Here is a 14,947-nt window from a genome sequence, read left to right as displayed (position 1 = left end):
TTGTGCCCGTGCTCAGAGCAGCTCGATTCCGGGCAGGCTCTTGAAGCAGCTCTCGCGTGTGATGCGCACGAAGTCCGCCAGCCATGGCTGGGCCGAGGTGCCCTGCGTGCAGGCCATGTACAGCCGGCCCGTGAGGCCCCTGGCGCCCACCCGCCGTGCCGTAACGTAGCCGCGATCCAGGTAGTTCTGCACCGCCCAAAGCGGCAGCGTTGCAACGCCCCGGCCGCTCGCCACCAGCTGCAGCATCGCCACCGTGAGCTCGGTCGTGCGCCGGTGCGCCGGCTCCATACCTGCAGGGGCCAGCACCTGCCGCACGATATCGAGCATTTCGTCCGGCACTGGGTAGGTAATGAGCGTCTGGTCGGCAAAGTGGCGAGCGGTGAGATGTGGCTTGGCCGTGAGCGCGTGGTCGTTGGCCAGCAGTGCGACGATCTCGAAGCGGAACAGCGCGTGGTAGTCCACCGTTTCGTCCGGGTCCTGCTCGGAGACGATCGCCACCTCGGCGCGGTTCTGCATGACGAGCGCGATCGGGTCGGGATGAAACCCCGAGACGATGTCGAGCTCGATCTCGGGCCAGCGCTGGCGAAAGGCGTCCATTGCGGGCATCAGCCAGTCGAAGCAGGTGTGGCACTCGACCACGATACGCAATTGCCCGCTGCGCCCCAACGCAAGCCGCGCCACGTCGCGCTCCGCTTCTTCGACCAGCGGCAGCGCGGTGTCGGCCAGTTGCAGCAGCCGCAGCCCGGTGGTGCTGAACTGCGGCGGCACCGACTTGCGCTCGAACAGCTGCGCGCCGTAGCGGTCTTCGAGCAGCTTGATCTGGTGCGACAACGCGGACTGCGTGAGGTTGAGCAATTGCGCCGCGCGCACCAGGCTGCCGGTGTCGCGCAGCGCGACCAGCGTGCGCAGGTGGCGTATTTCCAGAATCGACTGCAACATGAATGAATTTCAAGTGAAAGGGCAAAACGTTTCGTTTGAATCATATGCTTCAAAGCCCGACCATTGCAGATTCTCAAGATCCAGCGACCGGAACACCTGCAAATGACCACCCGTACCCACACCCTCGGCTTTCCGCGCATGGGCGCCAACCGGGAACTGAAGTTCGCACTCGAAAAGCACTGGCGCGGCGAAATCGACCGCACCGCGCTCGAGGCCGTTGGCGAACAGCTGCGCGAGCGCCATTGGCAGGCCCAGCGCGACGCGGGGCTCGACTACGTGACCGTCGGCGACTTCGCCTATTACGACCACGTGGCCAACCACGTCCAGCTGCTCGGCTGCGAGCCGGCGCGTTTCGGCTTCAAGGGCGACGAGCCCGAACTCTCGCGTTACTTCAAGATGGCCCGCGGCGTCGAAGACGAAGCCGGCCATGTGCACGATGCGGCTTGCGGCCACGGCTGCGAAGGTACGGCGGGCACCTTTGCCCTGGAGATGACCAAGTGGTTCGACACCAACTACCACTACCTCGTGCCCGAGTTCACCGCAGCCACCCAGTTCAAGCTGGCTTCGGCGCGGCTGTTCGACGAAGTGGCGCAGGCGCAGCAGGCCGGGCATGCGGTCAAGGCCGTGCTGCTCGGTCCGCTGAGCTTTCTGTACCTCGGCAAGGAGAAAGAAGCGGGCTTCGACCGCTTCTCGCTGCTCGGTGCCTTGCTGCCCGTTTACGAACAAGTGCTGAACCGCCTGAAGCAGCAGGGCGTGGAGTGGGTGCAGATCGACGAGCCCATCCTCGGGCTGGACTTGCCCGATGCCTGGCGCAACGCCTTCGAGCGTGCCTACTGGCAACTCGCCCGCAGCGCGCCCAAGCTGCTGCTGGCCACCTACTTCTCTCCGCTTTCGGACAACCTGCGCCTTGCCTGCCAGCTGCCGGTGGCCGGCCTGCATGTGGATGCGGTGCGCTCGCCGCAGGAGTTGACGGGCGTGGCTGATTGGCTTCCGGCGCACAAGGTGCTGTCTGTCGGCATCGTCGACGGGCGCAACATCTGGCGCACCGATCCCGATGCCGCGCTTGCCACGCTGCGCCCGGTGGTCGACAAGAACCGTGGCGAACTGTGGATCGCGCCGTCGTGCTCGCTGCTGCATGTGCCGTTCAGCCTGGCGGCGGAAAACAAGCTCGACGCTGAATTGAAGTCGTGGCTCGCGTTTGCGGTCGAAAAGCTCGACGAACTGCGCGTGCTGCGCGCCGTGCTCGAAGGCCGCGAAGGCTCCGTCGCTGAGGAGCTCAAGGCCGCGCGCGCCGCAGTGGCCGCGCGGCGCGGCAGCTCGCGCGTGCACCGCGCCGATGTGGCGCTGCGGTTGGCCCGCAGCGTGGCGGGCGACGACCAGCGCGCCTCTACCTTCACTAAGCGCCAGTCGGTGCAGCGCGCGCGCTTCGCGTTTCCTGCACTGCCGACCACCACCATCGGCTCGTTCCCTCAAACTTCGGAGATCCGCGCCGCGCGCGCCGCATTCAAGCGGGGCGAGCTCGATGCGGCGGGTTACCGCGAGAAGATGCGTGCCGAGATCGCGCTGGCCGTGCGCAAGCAAGAGGCATTGGGCATCGACGTGCTGGTGCACGGAGAGGCTGAGCGCAACGACATGGTCGAGTACTTCGGCGAACAGCTCGATGGGTTTGCGTTTACCGCCAACGGCTGGGTGCAGTCATACGGATCGCGCTGCGTGAAGCCGCCGGTGATCTTCGGCGACGTGGCACGCCCGGCGCCGATGACGGTCGAGTGGACGGCCTATGCGCAGAGCCTGACCCAATTGCCGATGAAGGGCATGCTGACGGGCCCCGTCACCATCCTGCAATGGTCGTTCGTGCGCGACGACCAGCCGCGCGCCACCACCTGCGAGCAGATCGCCTGGGCAATCCGCGACGAAGTGGTCGACCTCGAGGGCGCCGGCATCGGCATCATCCAGATCGACGAGCCTGCAATCCGCGAAGGCTTGCCGCTGCGCCGTGCGGGCTGGCCTGCTTACCTGAAGTCGGCCACGCGCGCGTTCCGCATCAGCGCCTCGGGCGTGCGCGACGAGACGCAGATCCACACGCACATGTGCTATTCGGAGTTCAACGACATCCTGCCCGAGATCGCAGCAATGGATGCCGACGTGATCACCATCGAAACCAGCCGTTCCGACATGGAGCTGCTGCGAGGGTTCGGTGGCGAGAACAGTGCGGACGGCTTCCGCTACCCGAACGAGATCGGCCCCGGCGTGTACGACATCCATTCGCCGCGTGTGCCTTCGGTCGACGAGATCGTGCGCCTGATGCGCAAGGCCGCGGGCGTGGTGCCGCTGGAGAACCTCTGGATCAATCCCGACTGCGGCCTGAAGACCCGCGGCTGGCCGGAGACCGAGGCGGCGCTGTCGAACATGGTGACGGCTGCGAAGCTGCTGCGCGAGGAACTGGCCATCGCCTGAAGCAGAGGGCGGTCGTGGCAAGCGCCAATAATGGCGCCATGACCGCTCTCCCAATCGTTGCCAGACGTTTCTTCTTCGCGCCTTTTCTTGCTCTCCTGCTGGTGTTGGTGCTGGTGCCGGCAATGGCCCGTGCGCAAGACCGCGCCCAGGCTCTGCTGCAATTCGAAGGCGTGCAGGCGCGCTACCAGGCGGCCTATGCGCCGGGCGCGGTGGCGCGCGATGCACGCGAGTTGCTGGAGCCTGCCGACCAGGCCATTGCCGACAATGCACTCAAGGCGCTGGACGGAGCCGCTGCGCGGTCTTTCGATGTGGCGGCTTCCGTTGCCGCCATCCAGCAAGAGGTAGCGGCCGCGGGCAAGGGCGCAGCCGCGCCAAGCCCGCAGGCAGTGGCAGCGGTGGCTCGCTTCGCGCAGCTGCGCGCCGACTACGCCGCGAAAGACCAGGCGGCGAAGTTCGAGTTCTTCAACCGCGAGCGCGCAAAGCCGGCCGACCCTGCGCGCACCGAGTTGCTCGAGCGCATGGCCGTGGCTGACATGCGGGAAGTCGACTTCTCAAGCCAGTTGCTGCTGAGCTCCGTCGTCAAGCAGTTGGCCCGCGGCAATGCCGGCCAGTTCACGTCGTTGCCTGACCGCACGCTCGACATGGCGGTGGACACGCTGTGGTCGCGCGGCGTCACGTCGCCACGCCCGCGCAATCTGTTGACGGTGGCGCGCGAACTTGAAAAGCAGGTGACGCAGGCATTGCTCGCGGCACTGCCCGATGTGGATGTGGTTGCCTTGCTGGCCTGGCGCAACGACCCGCATGCCGCGGCCGAGCGCGAGGCACTGCTGGGTGCTTACCGCGCCGAGGTCAAGGCAAGCGGCGCCGTGGCGATCCGGACGATGGTGCGCGGCTGGCCGCGTTCTTGATCGCGGCGCGCGCGGTGCCGTATTTGTCAGGGGCCGCGGCGTAGGGCATGAAGCGGCTCTGGTTCTCGTCCACATCGAGCGGCCGGCCGACGAACGGAAAGGCGCGCTGCGGGCAGGCTTCGCGTTCGCACACCTTGCAGCCCGCGCCGATGGGTGTCGGCACATCGGGGTCGCGCAGGTCCAGGCCCTTTGAGTAGACGAGCCGCGTCGCGTGGCTGATGTCGCAGCCCAGGCCGATCGAAAAAGTCTTGTTGGGCGAGCCGTAGCCGCGGAACCCGTGCGAGACCGTGCGCGCGATCCAGAGATAGGCGCGGCCGTCGGGCATGCGTGCCAGTTGGGTGAGCACGCGCCCGGGCTGCGCAAAGGCTTCGTACACGTTCCATAGCGGGCAGGTGCCACCGGTCTTCGAAAAGTGGAAGTGCGTGGCCGATTGCCGCTTCGAGATGTTGCCCGCCCGGTCGACGCGAATCAAGAAGAAAGGCACCCCGCGCGCGTCGGGCCGCTGCAGCGAACTCAGGCGATGGCAAATGGTTTCGAAGCCCACGCCGAAGCGCCGCGCCAGCTGGTCGATGTCGTAGCGCAGCTGTTCGGCCGCTTCTAGAAAGATTCCGTAGGGAAGGAGCAGGGCGGCGGCAAAGTAGTTGGCCAGGCCTATGCGCGCCAGAGAGCGCGCGGTGTCGCTGGAGAGCGGCGCATCGGCAACGAGCTGGTCGATCAGGCTGCCCACTTCAAGGAACGCGAGCTGCGTTGCCAGCTGAAATGCATGCTGGCCCGGCTCGAGGTAGCGCGAGAGCCGCAGCACGCGCGTGGCTGGGTCGTAGCGGCGTTGCGCGCCGTCTTCGTCGTCGTCGGCCGGAATTACCTGCACGCCATGCGCTTCGAGCAGCCGCTGCGCGAGCCTGTCGCCCGGGCTGCCTTCGCGCAGCCGCCATTGTGCGGAGAAGGCCTCGGCCGCAGCATCGAGCGGTGCGATGTGATTCTGGTGTGCAAAGAAAAAGTCGCGCACCTCTTCGAAGGGCATGGGCCGCGCCTGTGGCATGCGCGCGAGGTCGCCGCGGCCGTCGCCCAGTTCGGCTGCCAGCGCTTCGAGCCGTTCGGTGGCGTCGCGGTGGCGCTGGTGCAGCGCCACCAGTGCGCGGCCCACGGCCGGCATTTGCGTGGCCACTTCGCGCAGCTCGGCAAGCGCGACGGCATCGCCGCCGGGGTTGTCGGCCAGCGCTTCGCGCAGGCTTGCGACCAGGCGCGCCTCTTCGTCTTCGGAGAAGGCCTGGATGTCGACGCCCAGCGTGGCGTGCAGGCGCAATAACACCGGCACCGTGAGCGGACGCTGGTTCTGTTCGATCTGGTTCAGGTAGCTCGGCGACAGGCCCAGCTGTTGCGCCAGTGCGAACTGGCTCAGGCCGCGCTCTTCGCGCAGGCTTCGCAGGCGCACGCCCATGAAGGTCTTCTTCATTGTCAATCCGTTCTTCGCAAGATTCGCAAAAATGCATGCGAGGTCTTCGCAATCATTCGCCAATTCAGTCCTTCATTATGGGCACGATCTTGCGTAAATTGCGAATATGCAAAGCGCACGCGGCACAGTCCGACTGATCGAGGTGGTGTTCCCTGAACACACCAACCACTACGGCACCCTGTTCGGCGGGCAGGCCTTGCAGCTGCTGTCGAAGGCGGCGTTTCTTTCCGGCCGCGGCTTCGTGCGTGGCGACGTGGTGATGGCGCGCTGCGGCGAGGTGCTGTTCCATGCGCCCGTGCGGCTGGGCAGCACGCTGGTGCTCGACACGCACGTGTCGCGCGTGGGCCGCAGTTCGCTCACCGTGCGCGTGGCCGGCAGCGTGCAAGACGTGGCCACCGATGCGCTCACCCGTGTGCTCGACGGTGAATTCGAAATGGTGGCGGTGGATGCCGCCGGACGACCGGTGCGGCTGGCGAACCCGCCGCACTTTCATGAACAGACATTCGAGGAGACGGTATGACACTGATCGCAGAGAACGCGCCCGCCGCCGGCTTCAGGCCGAAGAAATCAGTCGCGCTTTCGGGCGTGACCGCGGGCAACACCGCGCTGTGCACCGTGGGGCGTACCGGCAACGACCTGCACTACCGCGGCTACGACATTCTCGACATTGCCGACGTTTGCGAGTTCGAGGAAATTGCGCATCTGCTGGTGCACGGCAAGCTGCCGACCGCTTCGGAGCTGCGTGCCTACAAGGGCCGGCTGAAGGCCATGCGCGGCCTGCCCGCGAGCGTGAAGGAAGCGCTGGAGCGCCTGCCCGCCAGCGCGCACCCTATGGACGTGATGCGCACCGGCGTTTCCGCACTCGGCTGCGTGCTGCCCGAGAAAGACGACCACTCGCTGCCCGGTGCGCGCGACATTGCCGACCGGCTGATGGCATCGCTCGGCTCGATGCTGCTCTACTGGTATCACTGGTCCACGCAGGGCAAGCGCATCGAGGTGGAGACCGACGACGATTCGATCGGTGCGCACTTCCTGCACCTGCTGCACGGCCGCTCGCCTTCGGCAAGCTGGGAGCGCGCAATGCACACATCGCTCAACCTGTATGCCGAGCATGAGTTCAACGCATCGACCTTCACTGCGCGCGTGGTGGCGGGCACGGGCTCCGATGTGTATTCGGCCATTACCGGCGCCATTGGTGCGCTGCGCGGGCCCAAGCACGGCGGCGCCAACGAAGTGGCCTTCGAGATCCAGAAGCGCTACGACACACCCGACGAGGCCGAGGCGGACATTCGCCGCCGCGTGGAAGCCAGGGAGGTCGTCATCGGCTTCGGCCACCCGGTCTACACCGTGTCGGACCCACGCAATGCGGTCATCAAGCGGGTGGCAAAACAACTCTCGGAAGAGGTCGGCTCCACCCGCATGTTCGATATTGCCGAGCGCATCGAAAGCGCGATGTGGAACGCCAAGAAGATGTTTCCCAACCTCGACTGGTTCAGCGCCGTGAGCTATCACATGCTCGGCGTGCCCACGGCCATGTTCACGCCGCTGTTCGTGATTGCGCGCACCAGCGGTTGGGCCGCCCACATCATCGAGCAGCGGCAAGACAACAAGATCATCCGGCCCAGCGCCAACTACACCGGCCCTGAAGACCTGGCCTTCGTGCCGATTTCAGACCGCCGCTGAAGGCTTGCGCAACAGCTACGCACCGTTTACCCGCAACAGAGAAGAACCATGGCCGCTCACATCAGCAACGTCCGCCCCGAACCCGACCAGGTGCTGGTCGACATCGTCGACTACGTGCTAGACCACCAGCAGATCACCAGCGGGCTGGCCTACGAAACAGCGCGCCACTGCTTGATCGACACGCTCGGCTGCGGGCTCGAGGCGCTCGAGTACCCGGCCTGCACCAAGCTGCTCGGTCCGGTCGTGCCGGGCACGGTGGTGCCGCATGGTGCCAAGGTGCCCGGCACGCCCTACCAGCTCGACCCGATCCAGGCGGCCTTCAACATCGGCACGATGATCCGATGGCTCGACTTCAACGACACCTGGCTCGCGGCGGAGTGGGGCCATCCGAGCGACAACCTCGGCGGCATTCTTGCCACGGCCGACTGGCTCAGCCGCAACGCTGTGGCGGCGGGGCGCAAGCCGCTCGTGATGCGCGACGTGCTCACCGCAATGATCCAGGCGCACGAGATCCAGGGCTGCCTTGCGCTGGAAAATTCGTTCAACAAGGTCGGGCTCGATCACGTGGTGCTGGTAAAGGTGGCTTCGACGGCCGTGGTGGCGCGCCTGATGGGGCTCTCGCGAGGCGAGATCGTCAACGCCGTGTCGCTGGCCTGGGTCGACGGGCAAAGCCTGCGCACCTACCGCCATGCGCCCAACACGGGCAGCCGCAAGAGCTGGGCCGCGGGCGACGCCACGAGCCGCGCGGTGCGCCTTGCGCTCATCGCCAAGACCGGAGAGATGGGCTACCCCAGCGTGCTCACGGCCAAGACCTGGGGCTTCTACGACGTGCTGTTCAAGGGCCAGCCTTTCAGATTCCAGCGGCCGTATGCAAGCTATGTGATGGAGAACGTGCTGTTCAAGATCAGCTTTCCGGCCGAGTTTCACAGCCAGACGGCGGTGGAGGCGGCCATGGCGCTGCATGCGCAGCTGAAGCAGGCCGGCAAGACGGTGGAGGACATCGAGCGCGTAACCATCCGCACGCACGAGGCCTGCATTCGCATCATCGACAAGAAGGGGCCGCTCGCCAATCCTGCGGACCGCGACCATTGCATCCAGTACATGGTGGCAGTGCCGATGATCTTCGGCCGTCTTACGGCCGGCGACTACGAAGACAACGTGGCCAGTGACCCGCGCATCGATGCGCTGCGCGAGAAGATCGTGTGCGTGGAAGACCCGCGCTTCACGGCCGACTATCACGACCCCGAAAAGCGCAGCATTGCCAACGCGCTGACCGTGACCTTCAAGGACGGCACCGGCTTTTCAGAAGTGGTCGTCGAATACCCCATCGGCCACAGGCGCCGCCGTGCGGACGGCATTCCGCTGCTCGAATCCAAGTTCCGCACCAACCTGGCACGCCGCTTCGCGCACAAGCAGCAGCAGGCCATCCTCGATGTGTCGCTCGATGCGAAGAAGCTCGAGGCGATTCCGGTGCACGAGTACGTCGATCTGTACGCGGCCTGATCCGATGCAAGCGAACACTGAATCCACCAAGCGGGTGCTGCGCCGCCTGGCCGAGGCGCGCCGCGGCGTGCTGGTGCCGGGGGCGTTCAACGCGCTCTCCGCCCGCGTGATCGAAGACCTCGGCTTCGAGGCGATCTACGTCACCGGCGCCGGCGTCACCAACATGCACTTCGGCCTGCCCGACCAGGCCTTCATGGGCCTGCATGAGATAGCGGAGCACACCGCGCGCATTCGCGATGCGGTGAGCCTGCCGCTGCTGGTCGATGCCGACACCGGCTTTGGCAACGCGCTGAACGTGCGGCATGCGGTGCGTGTGCTCGAGCGGGCAGGGGCCGACTGCATCCAGCTCGAAGACCAGGTCAGCCCCAAGCGCTGCGGCCATTTCGCGGGCAAGGCGGTCATCGACACGGCCGAAATGCTCGGCAAGATCAAGGCCGCGGCCGATGCGCGCACCGATACCGACATGCTCATCATGGCCCGCACCGATGCGGCGGCGGTGCACGGCTTCGAGGCGGCTGTCGAACGCGCGCAGCTGTTCAGCGAGGCGGGCGCCGACATCCTTTTTGTGGAAGCCGTGACGCAGGCCGACGAAGTGCGCGACTTGCCGCGGCGGGTGGGCAAGCCGCAACTCATGAACATGGTGATCGGCGGCAAGACGCCGACCTTCGGTGCCGAAGAACTGGGCGCGCTCGGCTATGGGCTGGTGCTGTACGCCAATGCTGCATTGCAGGGCGCGGTGGCTGGTATGCAACGTGCGTTAACGGTTTTGCGTGATACTCGCCGCCTCGACGAAGACCCGTTGCTGGTGGCTTCGTTTGCCGAACGGCAGCGCCTGGTCCGAAAACCCGAGCTCGACCAGCTAGAGAAAAAATACGCAGGTTGAGCTAAATTTCTTAAACGAGATGTGCACTTTTGCCCTCTCGTCGGAAAGTTCCCCGTCATTGTTTCAGTTTCATGAACACTGCGATTCGATTGGCTAGGGTTTTCCCTTGTAATCGTGGTGCAAACTTCAGGGCATCCAAAGCCCAATCAAGAAGGAAATTGAAATGAAGACCTCGAACATCCTCGCCGCCGCCGCTCTCTCCCTGCTCGCCGCCGCTGGCGCCCACGCAGAAACGTACGAAGGCGTGCAGCCCCTGACGTCCGGTTACAGCCGCGCCGACGTGGCACCCCAGGCCGCCGCCGCAGCCCGCGAAGGCAACGTGTACAGCGACGCCTCTTCGGCAACCGTGGCTCCCGTGCTGTCTGCTTCGGCCGACCGCGCCGCAGTTCGCAGCGAAGCCGTTGCCGCCGCTCACGCACCCGGCCAGAACCTGCGCCGCGAAGCCTTCGCAGGCAGCGTGGTTCCCTCGCAAGCTCGCAGCTTCACGCGCCAAGCCGGCCTGTAAATCACGCCAGGCACGGAGCAGCGGCACAACGCCGCTTGCTCCCGCCAAGACAAAAAGCCGGACGATGCCTAGCGCACCGTCCGGCTTTTTGCTTTGTGGCTTTGAACGGCATGGGTAGGCCGCAGGGTAGTCCGAACGGCCAGGGCGGGGCAAACACATGCGCCGCCGGCGGCTGCCAGTTCTAGGATGGCTGTTCCATCCCCCACGAAGGAGCTGCCATGCCTCTCTACCTGATCGAACGCACCTTTGCCGATCAACTCGAGGTCTCGCCCGAGGGGGCGGCCAGCATCATGCGCATCAACGACGATGTCGGGGTTCGTTGGCTGTACTCGTTTTTGAGCGCGGACAAGAAGAAGACCTACTGCCTGTACGAGGCGCCCAGCGCCGAGATGATCCGCGAGGCGGCGCAGCGCAACGGGCTGCCCGCCGACGTGGTGATCGAGGTCGACGAATTGCGTCCGCCGGCCGTGCAGGGCCAGGCCGTTGCGGCCTGAACCCTGGGCCTACTTCGACCGCGGGTCGTCCGCCGGATTGACGTAGGTCACGCCCCAGGGGCCGGTGCCGTGAAGCTGCACCACCGTTTCTTCCTGCGTCCATGCAAAGTGGGGCGTCTTGGCCTGAAGAATCATCATGCCGCCGGCGGTCACGGGCATCGACTTCTGCATGTCGAGCTTGTCGCCCAGGCCCATGTGGAAGGTGCCCGAGAGCACGGTCACCCGCTCGACAGCCGGATGCCAGTGCGACGGAATCCGGTAGTTGGCCGGCACCCTGATGCGCACCGTAAAGGGCACGGCTTCGCTCATCGGCCCTTCGAGCACAGCGAGTTTCGCGCCCGGCGGCAGCGAGGGAACGTCGGCCCATTTCAGGTCGGCCGGTGAAATCATCCGGTGGTCGGGTGTCTGGGCCCAACTCGTCGCAATGGCGGCAAGCAGCGTGGCACCGATGGCCCAGGCGACAAATGGTTGGCGTGTCATGGTCTTTTCCTTCTCGTGTGACCGGCGAAAGCGCCGCCGGGGCGCGGACGTGGAGCGCGGCCTTGCCTACAGCCGCACCACATCGCCCTTGAGCGAATAAAGAATGGCGACCACTTCGTTCTTCTCGGCTTGGTCGTAGCCGTTCTTCGCCATCGCCTGGAGGATGTCGTCGATGGCGGCGACCAGCTCCTGCTCGTTGATGTTCATGCCCTTGTGCGCGGTCACCAGGTCCTTGCCGGTGTAGCACTGCGGGCCGCCGCTGCCGGCGCAGAGAAACTCGAACACGTGGCGCTCGACCTCGGGGCGGTTGCTGTTGGCGAAGCGGGCGCGAATGAGCGGGTTGCTGTAGTGGTTCTCGACCACGTCGGTGACGAGCCGCTGGATGCGCTCCTCACCGCCGAGCCGTTCATACAGGGTTGCGGGCATACGAAGCACTCCTTCCGGTTGTCGACCCGGCGGCGCCGGGCCTGGGACAGACCATAGGACGGGCCGGGCGTGCACGCATCGCCCGAATTGACCATTTGCGGTGCGCGCGGCTACTGGCCGGCAGGTGCCGCCGAGCCTGCGGACGCGACGCGATGGCGGTGCGCCCAGGCCGCGGCTTCGGTGCGGCTGCGGCAGTCGGTCTTGGAAAGAATGTGCCGAACATGGTGCGCCACCGTGTGCGGGCTGATGAACAGGCGCTCGGCAATGGCCTGGTTGGTGTGGCCGGCGCTGAGCAGCCGCAGCACGTCGACCTCGCGCCGGCTCAGGCCCTCGGGTGCGGCGGGCGATGCATCGGCGCCGCCTTCGAACTCCCGCTGCAGCGCTTCGCAGCGCCGGGCGAGGCCGGCCATGCCGAGTTCGCGCGCTATCGCCAGCGCCGCGTCGAGCTGTGCAGTGGCGGCGGCCATGTCGCCGCCGTTGCCGCTGCGCCGGCCCAGCCACCGCGCCCATTCGAAGCGGCTGTGCGCGAGCCACGGCCGGCTGCCGCCTTGTTCGTCCAACGCGGCCGCGGCCGCGAAATGGGCCGCGGCTTTTTCGTCGTCGCCCATCAAGGCGGCCAGCATGCCGCGGTAGCGGTCCACCGCGCCGAAGCAGGCAATGTTGGTGCCGGTGACCACGTTGCGCCCCGCATAGGGCGCGAGCAGCCGGTAGAGCGCTGGTGCGCGGGGCAGGTCGCCAAGCCGTGCGCAGACCTCGGCGGCAAAGACGATGTTGGTGAGCCACATGCCGTCGCGCGCAATGCCGGCAAAGCCGTCGCCCGCGAGTGTTTCGTAAGCCTCGCGGGCGGGCTCGTGAAGATCGAGTTCGGTGCAGATCAGCGCGAGACCGGGCTGCCACAGGCTATTGCGCGGCACGCTGCCCACCAGCCCGCGCAGCACCGGCAGCACCTCGCCAAGCCGGCCTTGCTGGCGCCGCAGCACGAAGATCTGCAGGCTGTAGGCACCTTGCGCATTGCCCGAGAGAAAGCGCTGCCCGAGCGTGAAGGTTTCGCCGGCCAGCCGTTCGGAGTCTGCAAAGCGGCCCTCGTAGGCGGCAAGCAGGGTGAGGCTGGCCAGCCCCATGGCCTGCATGAAGGGCTGGCGGATTGCGTCGGCCACCCGCGCGTGCACCTGCGCAAGCGAGCGGGCCGCGTCGAGCGACCCTTGCTCGACCAGGTCGCCGAAATACCAGCCGGTGAGCGCGTCCACCCATTCGAGATGGCCCGCGCGTTCGGCCACGTCGAGGGCCTCGCATGCGCAGCGCAGGCGCTCGTCGAGCTGCTCGGGGTAGCCGCGCGCCGGCAGGATCGCGGCCAGCGCCTTGAAGAGCGGCTGCGGCATGGCGAGTTCGCGCGCCAGTGCCACCGCGCTGCGCTGCGCCGCGTTGGCCTGCTCCTGCCGGCCGCAGAAGATGCAGGCGCGGCACAGCGCGGCAAGCAGGTCGACCCGCAGTGCGGCGTCGAAGCGATCGCCGGTCGCCAGCGCCTCTTCGAGCAGGGCGGCCGCCTCTTCGCCAGGGCGGCTGATGCGCCAGCCGTTGTTCTCGAAGCCGAGCGCCGCCCGCGCGAACAACTCCGCGTCGCCGAGCGAACGCGCCAGCGTGGCGGCCTCCATGAAGGTGGCGGCACCGGCGTCGTTCTCGCCGGCGTGCATCTGCACCGCCCCAAGTGCCAGCAGCAGCGCGCCGTGCCGCGCGCGCTCGGCCGGCAACCAGCGCTCCTGCAGCTGCAGCGCGAGGCGGTAGCAGCGCAAGGCCTCTTCGTATGCCATCACCGTCACGGCCTGCGCCGCGGCGCGTTGCGCGATGTCCAGCGCGCGCGCGGGGCTGCCCACCGGCAATGCCGCGGCCGCGTGGTAGGCCAGGGGTGCCAGCATGGCGTCCGGAGCGCCGGCGTGCCGCGCCTGGAGCGACTCGGCAATGCGCCCATGCAGCGCGACCCGGCGCGTTGCGGGCAGTTCGTCGTAGAGCACTTCGCGGATCAGCACGTGGCTGAACTGGTATTGCGCGCCGGAAGGCGATACCTCGATGATGCAGTGCGCCAGCGCTTCGTCGAGCCTGCCCAGCAGCTCGGCCTCGCCGCCGAGGCCGGCCAGATCGGCCAGCAGCGGCAGGTCGAAGTCGCGGCCGATGCAGGCGGCGATCGAGAGCAGGTCGCAGCAGGGCGCCGAGAGCTGGTTGAGCCGCCGGCCGATCACCGCGCGAATGCCGCCCGGCACGGTTTCGACCAGCGCTGCCGCTGCATGCGGATCGTTTCCGCAGGGGCCCTGGAGCAGAAAGCGCAGCGTCTCCACCAGGTACAGCGGGTTGCCTTCGGTGCGCCGGTGCATGGTGGCGATGACTGCAGTGGGCGGTGTCACCGTGCTTGCCGCGGCGACCATCCGCTCGGTTTCTTCCAGGCTCAGGCCCTGCAGGGGCAGGCGGCAGAACTGCCGTGTGTTCAACAGCTCGGCCAGCGTTGCGGCCAGGGGGTGCTGGCGCGACACGTCCACTTCGCGGCAGGAGCCGAGCAGCACGATGCGGCTTTCGGCGAGCTCCTGCCCGATGAACGCCAGGAGCCGCAGCGACGACGCATCGGCCCAGTGCAGGTTGTCGAGAATCAGCAGCAGCGGGCGCACGGTGGCCACCTGGCGCCAGAAGTGCGCGACCGCGGCAAACAGCCGAAAGCGCGCCTGGTCGCCTTCGCCGATGGCCGGCACCGCGGTGCCCGGGGGCAGCCGTTCGGCGAGTTCGGGCGCAATCTCGGCTGCCGCGGCGGCGTCGCGGCCAAGCAGTGCCGGCAGGCGCTCGTCGCGGCAGGCCCGAAGGCAAGCCTGCATTGCGCGCGTCCAGGGCAGGAAGGGCGGCGCGCCCGGTTCCTCGAGGCAGCGGCCCCACAAGGTCAGCATGCCGCGCCGCACGGCCAGCGTTGCCGCTTCCTGCGCCAGCCGGGTCTTGCCGATGCCGGCCTCGCCGCTGAGCATGACCACGCGCCCGCGCCCGGCAAGAGCGCCGCCGAGCGCGTCGTGCAGCAACTGCAGCTCGCTGCGGCGCCCGACGAAGGGCTCGGTCGCGCCTGCCGCCGCGGGCCTCGCCACCCGCGCCGCGCCGCAGCCGGGGCATGGCGCATCGGCATGCAGGCAAATGCGCCCGCAGCGGTGACAAGCAATCCGGTCCAGCGTGGCCATGCCGCTCCTTGTG

13 protein-coding genes are annotated in these 14,947 nt (G+C 67.1%); 8 read left to right on the top strand and 5 right to left on the bottom strand.

Annotation, left to right across the window (positions count from 1 at the left end; translation table 11 throughout):
• Positions 1-12 precede the first annotated feature (12 nt).
• Positions 13-939, bottom strand: coding sequence for a LysR family transcriptional regulator (locus V9L21_RS18705; protein ID WP_337314422.1), 927 nt, complete (start codon positions 937-939; stop codon positions 13-15).
• A gap of 102 nt (positions 940-1,041) precedes the next feature.
• Between V9L21_RS18705 and metE the strand changes: the two genes are divergently transcribed.
• Together metE and V9L21_RS18695 are read left to right on the top strand one after the other, a co-directional pair.
• Complete coding sequence (metE, locus tag V9L21_RS18700; protein ID WP_337314420.1) at positions 1,042-3,396, top strand: 5-methyltetrahydropteroyltriglutamate--homocysteine S-methyltransferase; 2,355 nt, start codon at positions 1,042-1,044, stop codon at positions 3,394-3,396.
• 38 nt (positions 3,397-3,434) lie between these two features.
• The gene (locus V9L21_RS18695) at positions 3,435-4,304 is read left to right on the top strand and encodes a hypothetical protein (protein ID WP_337314417.1); all 870 of its coding nucleotides are present in this window, start codon (positions 3,435-3,437) and stop codon (positions 4,302-4,304) included.
• On the opposite strand, the gene V9L21_RS18690 is transcribed toward V9L21_RS18695, so the two are convergent.
• On the bottom strand, positions 4,246-5,757 hold the full coding sequence (locus V9L21_RS18690) for a short-chain fatty acyl-CoA regulator family protein (protein WP_337314415.1): 1,512 nt from the start codon (positions 5,755-5,757) through the stop codon (positions 4,246-4,248). The two genes, V9L21_RS18695 and V9L21_RS18690, sit on opposite strands and share 59 nt — an antisense overlap.
• A 106-nt stretch (positions 5,758-5,863) precedes the next feature.
• On the opposite strand from V9L21_RS18690, the gene V9L21_RS18685 reads away from it, so the two are divergent.
• The 6 genes from V9L21_RS18685 to V9L21_RS18660 all read left to right on the top strand — a co-directional run bounded on the left by V9L21_RS18685 (position 5,864) and on the right by V9L21_RS18660 (position 10,825).
• Complete coding sequence (locus V9L21_RS18685; RefSeq protein ID WP_126746838.1) at positions 5,864-6,277, top strand: acyl-CoA thioesterase; 414 nt, start codon at positions 5,864-5,866, stop codon at positions 6,275-6,277.
• Entirely contained in the window at positions 6,274-7,440 is a 1,167-nt protein-coding gene (gene prpC, locus V9L21_RS18680) for a bifunctional 2-methylcitrate synthase/citrate synthase (RefSeq protein ID WP_337314413.1), read from the top strand. The genes V9L21_RS18685 and prpC overlap by 4 nt, the downstream gene beginning before the upstream one ends.
• Positions 7,441-7,488: 48 nt before the next feature.
• A complete protein-coding gene (locus tag V9L21_RS18675; protein ID WP_337314411.1) occupies positions 7,489-8,943 on the top strand; it encodes a bifunctional 2-methylcitrate dehydratase/aconitate hydratase in 1,455 nt (484 codons plus the stop codon).
• Positions 8,944-8,947: 4 nt separating this feature from the next.
• Entirely contained in the window at positions 8,948-9,826 is an 879-nt protein-coding gene (locus V9L21_RS18670; RefSeq protein WP_337314409.1) for an isocitrate lyase/PEP mutase family protein, read from the top strand.
• Between the two features lie 163 nt (positions 9,827-9,989).
• Complete coding sequence (locus V9L21_RS18665; RefSeq protein ID WP_337314407.1) at positions 9,990-10,331, top strand: alpha/beta hydrolase; 342 nt, start codon at positions 9,990-9,992, stop codon at positions 10,329-10,331.
• A 218-nt stretch (positions 10,332-10,549) separates the two neighbouring features.
• Positions 10,550-10,825, top strand: coding sequence for a DUF4242 domain-containing protein (locus tag V9L21_RS18660; RefSeq protein ID WP_258507437.1), 276 nt, complete (start codon positions 10,550-10,552; stop codon positions 10,823-10,825).
• A gap of 9 nt (positions 10,826-10,834) precedes the next feature.
• Here V9L21_RS18660 and V9L21_RS18655 read toward each other — a convergent pair whose 3' ends face one another.
• From V9L21_RS18655 to V9L21_RS18645, 3 genes are all read right to left on the bottom strand, one after another.
• A complete protein-coding gene (locus V9L21_RS18655) occupies positions 10,835-11,305 on the bottom strand; it encodes a cupin domain-containing protein (protein WP_337314405.1) in 471 nt (156 codons plus the stop codon).
• A gap of 66 nt (positions 11,306-11,371) precedes the next feature.
• A complete protein-coding gene (locus V9L21_RS18650; RefSeq protein WP_337314403.1) occupies positions 11,372-11,731 on the bottom strand; it encodes a group I truncated hemoglobin in 360 nt (119 codons plus the stop codon).
• Between the two features lie 110 nt (positions 11,732-11,841).
• Positions 11,842-14,934: a helix-turn-helix transcriptional regulator gene (locus tag V9L21_RS18645; protein ID WP_337314401.1), complete on the bottom strand. Its 3,093-nt coding sequence runs from the start codon at positions 14,932-14,934 to the stop codon at positions 11,842-11,844.
• Between the last annotated feature and the right edge of the window lie 13 nt (positions 14,935-14,947).

It is taken from the genome of Variovorax sp. CCNWLW235 (assembly GCF_037204085.1).
Classification (GTDB): domain Bacteria; phylum Pseudomonadota; class Gammaproteobacteria; order Burkholderiales; family Burkholderiaceae_C; genus Variovorax.
Note: the sequence above shows the minus strand (reverse complement) of the source record. Positions and strands in the feature narration are given on the sequence as shown.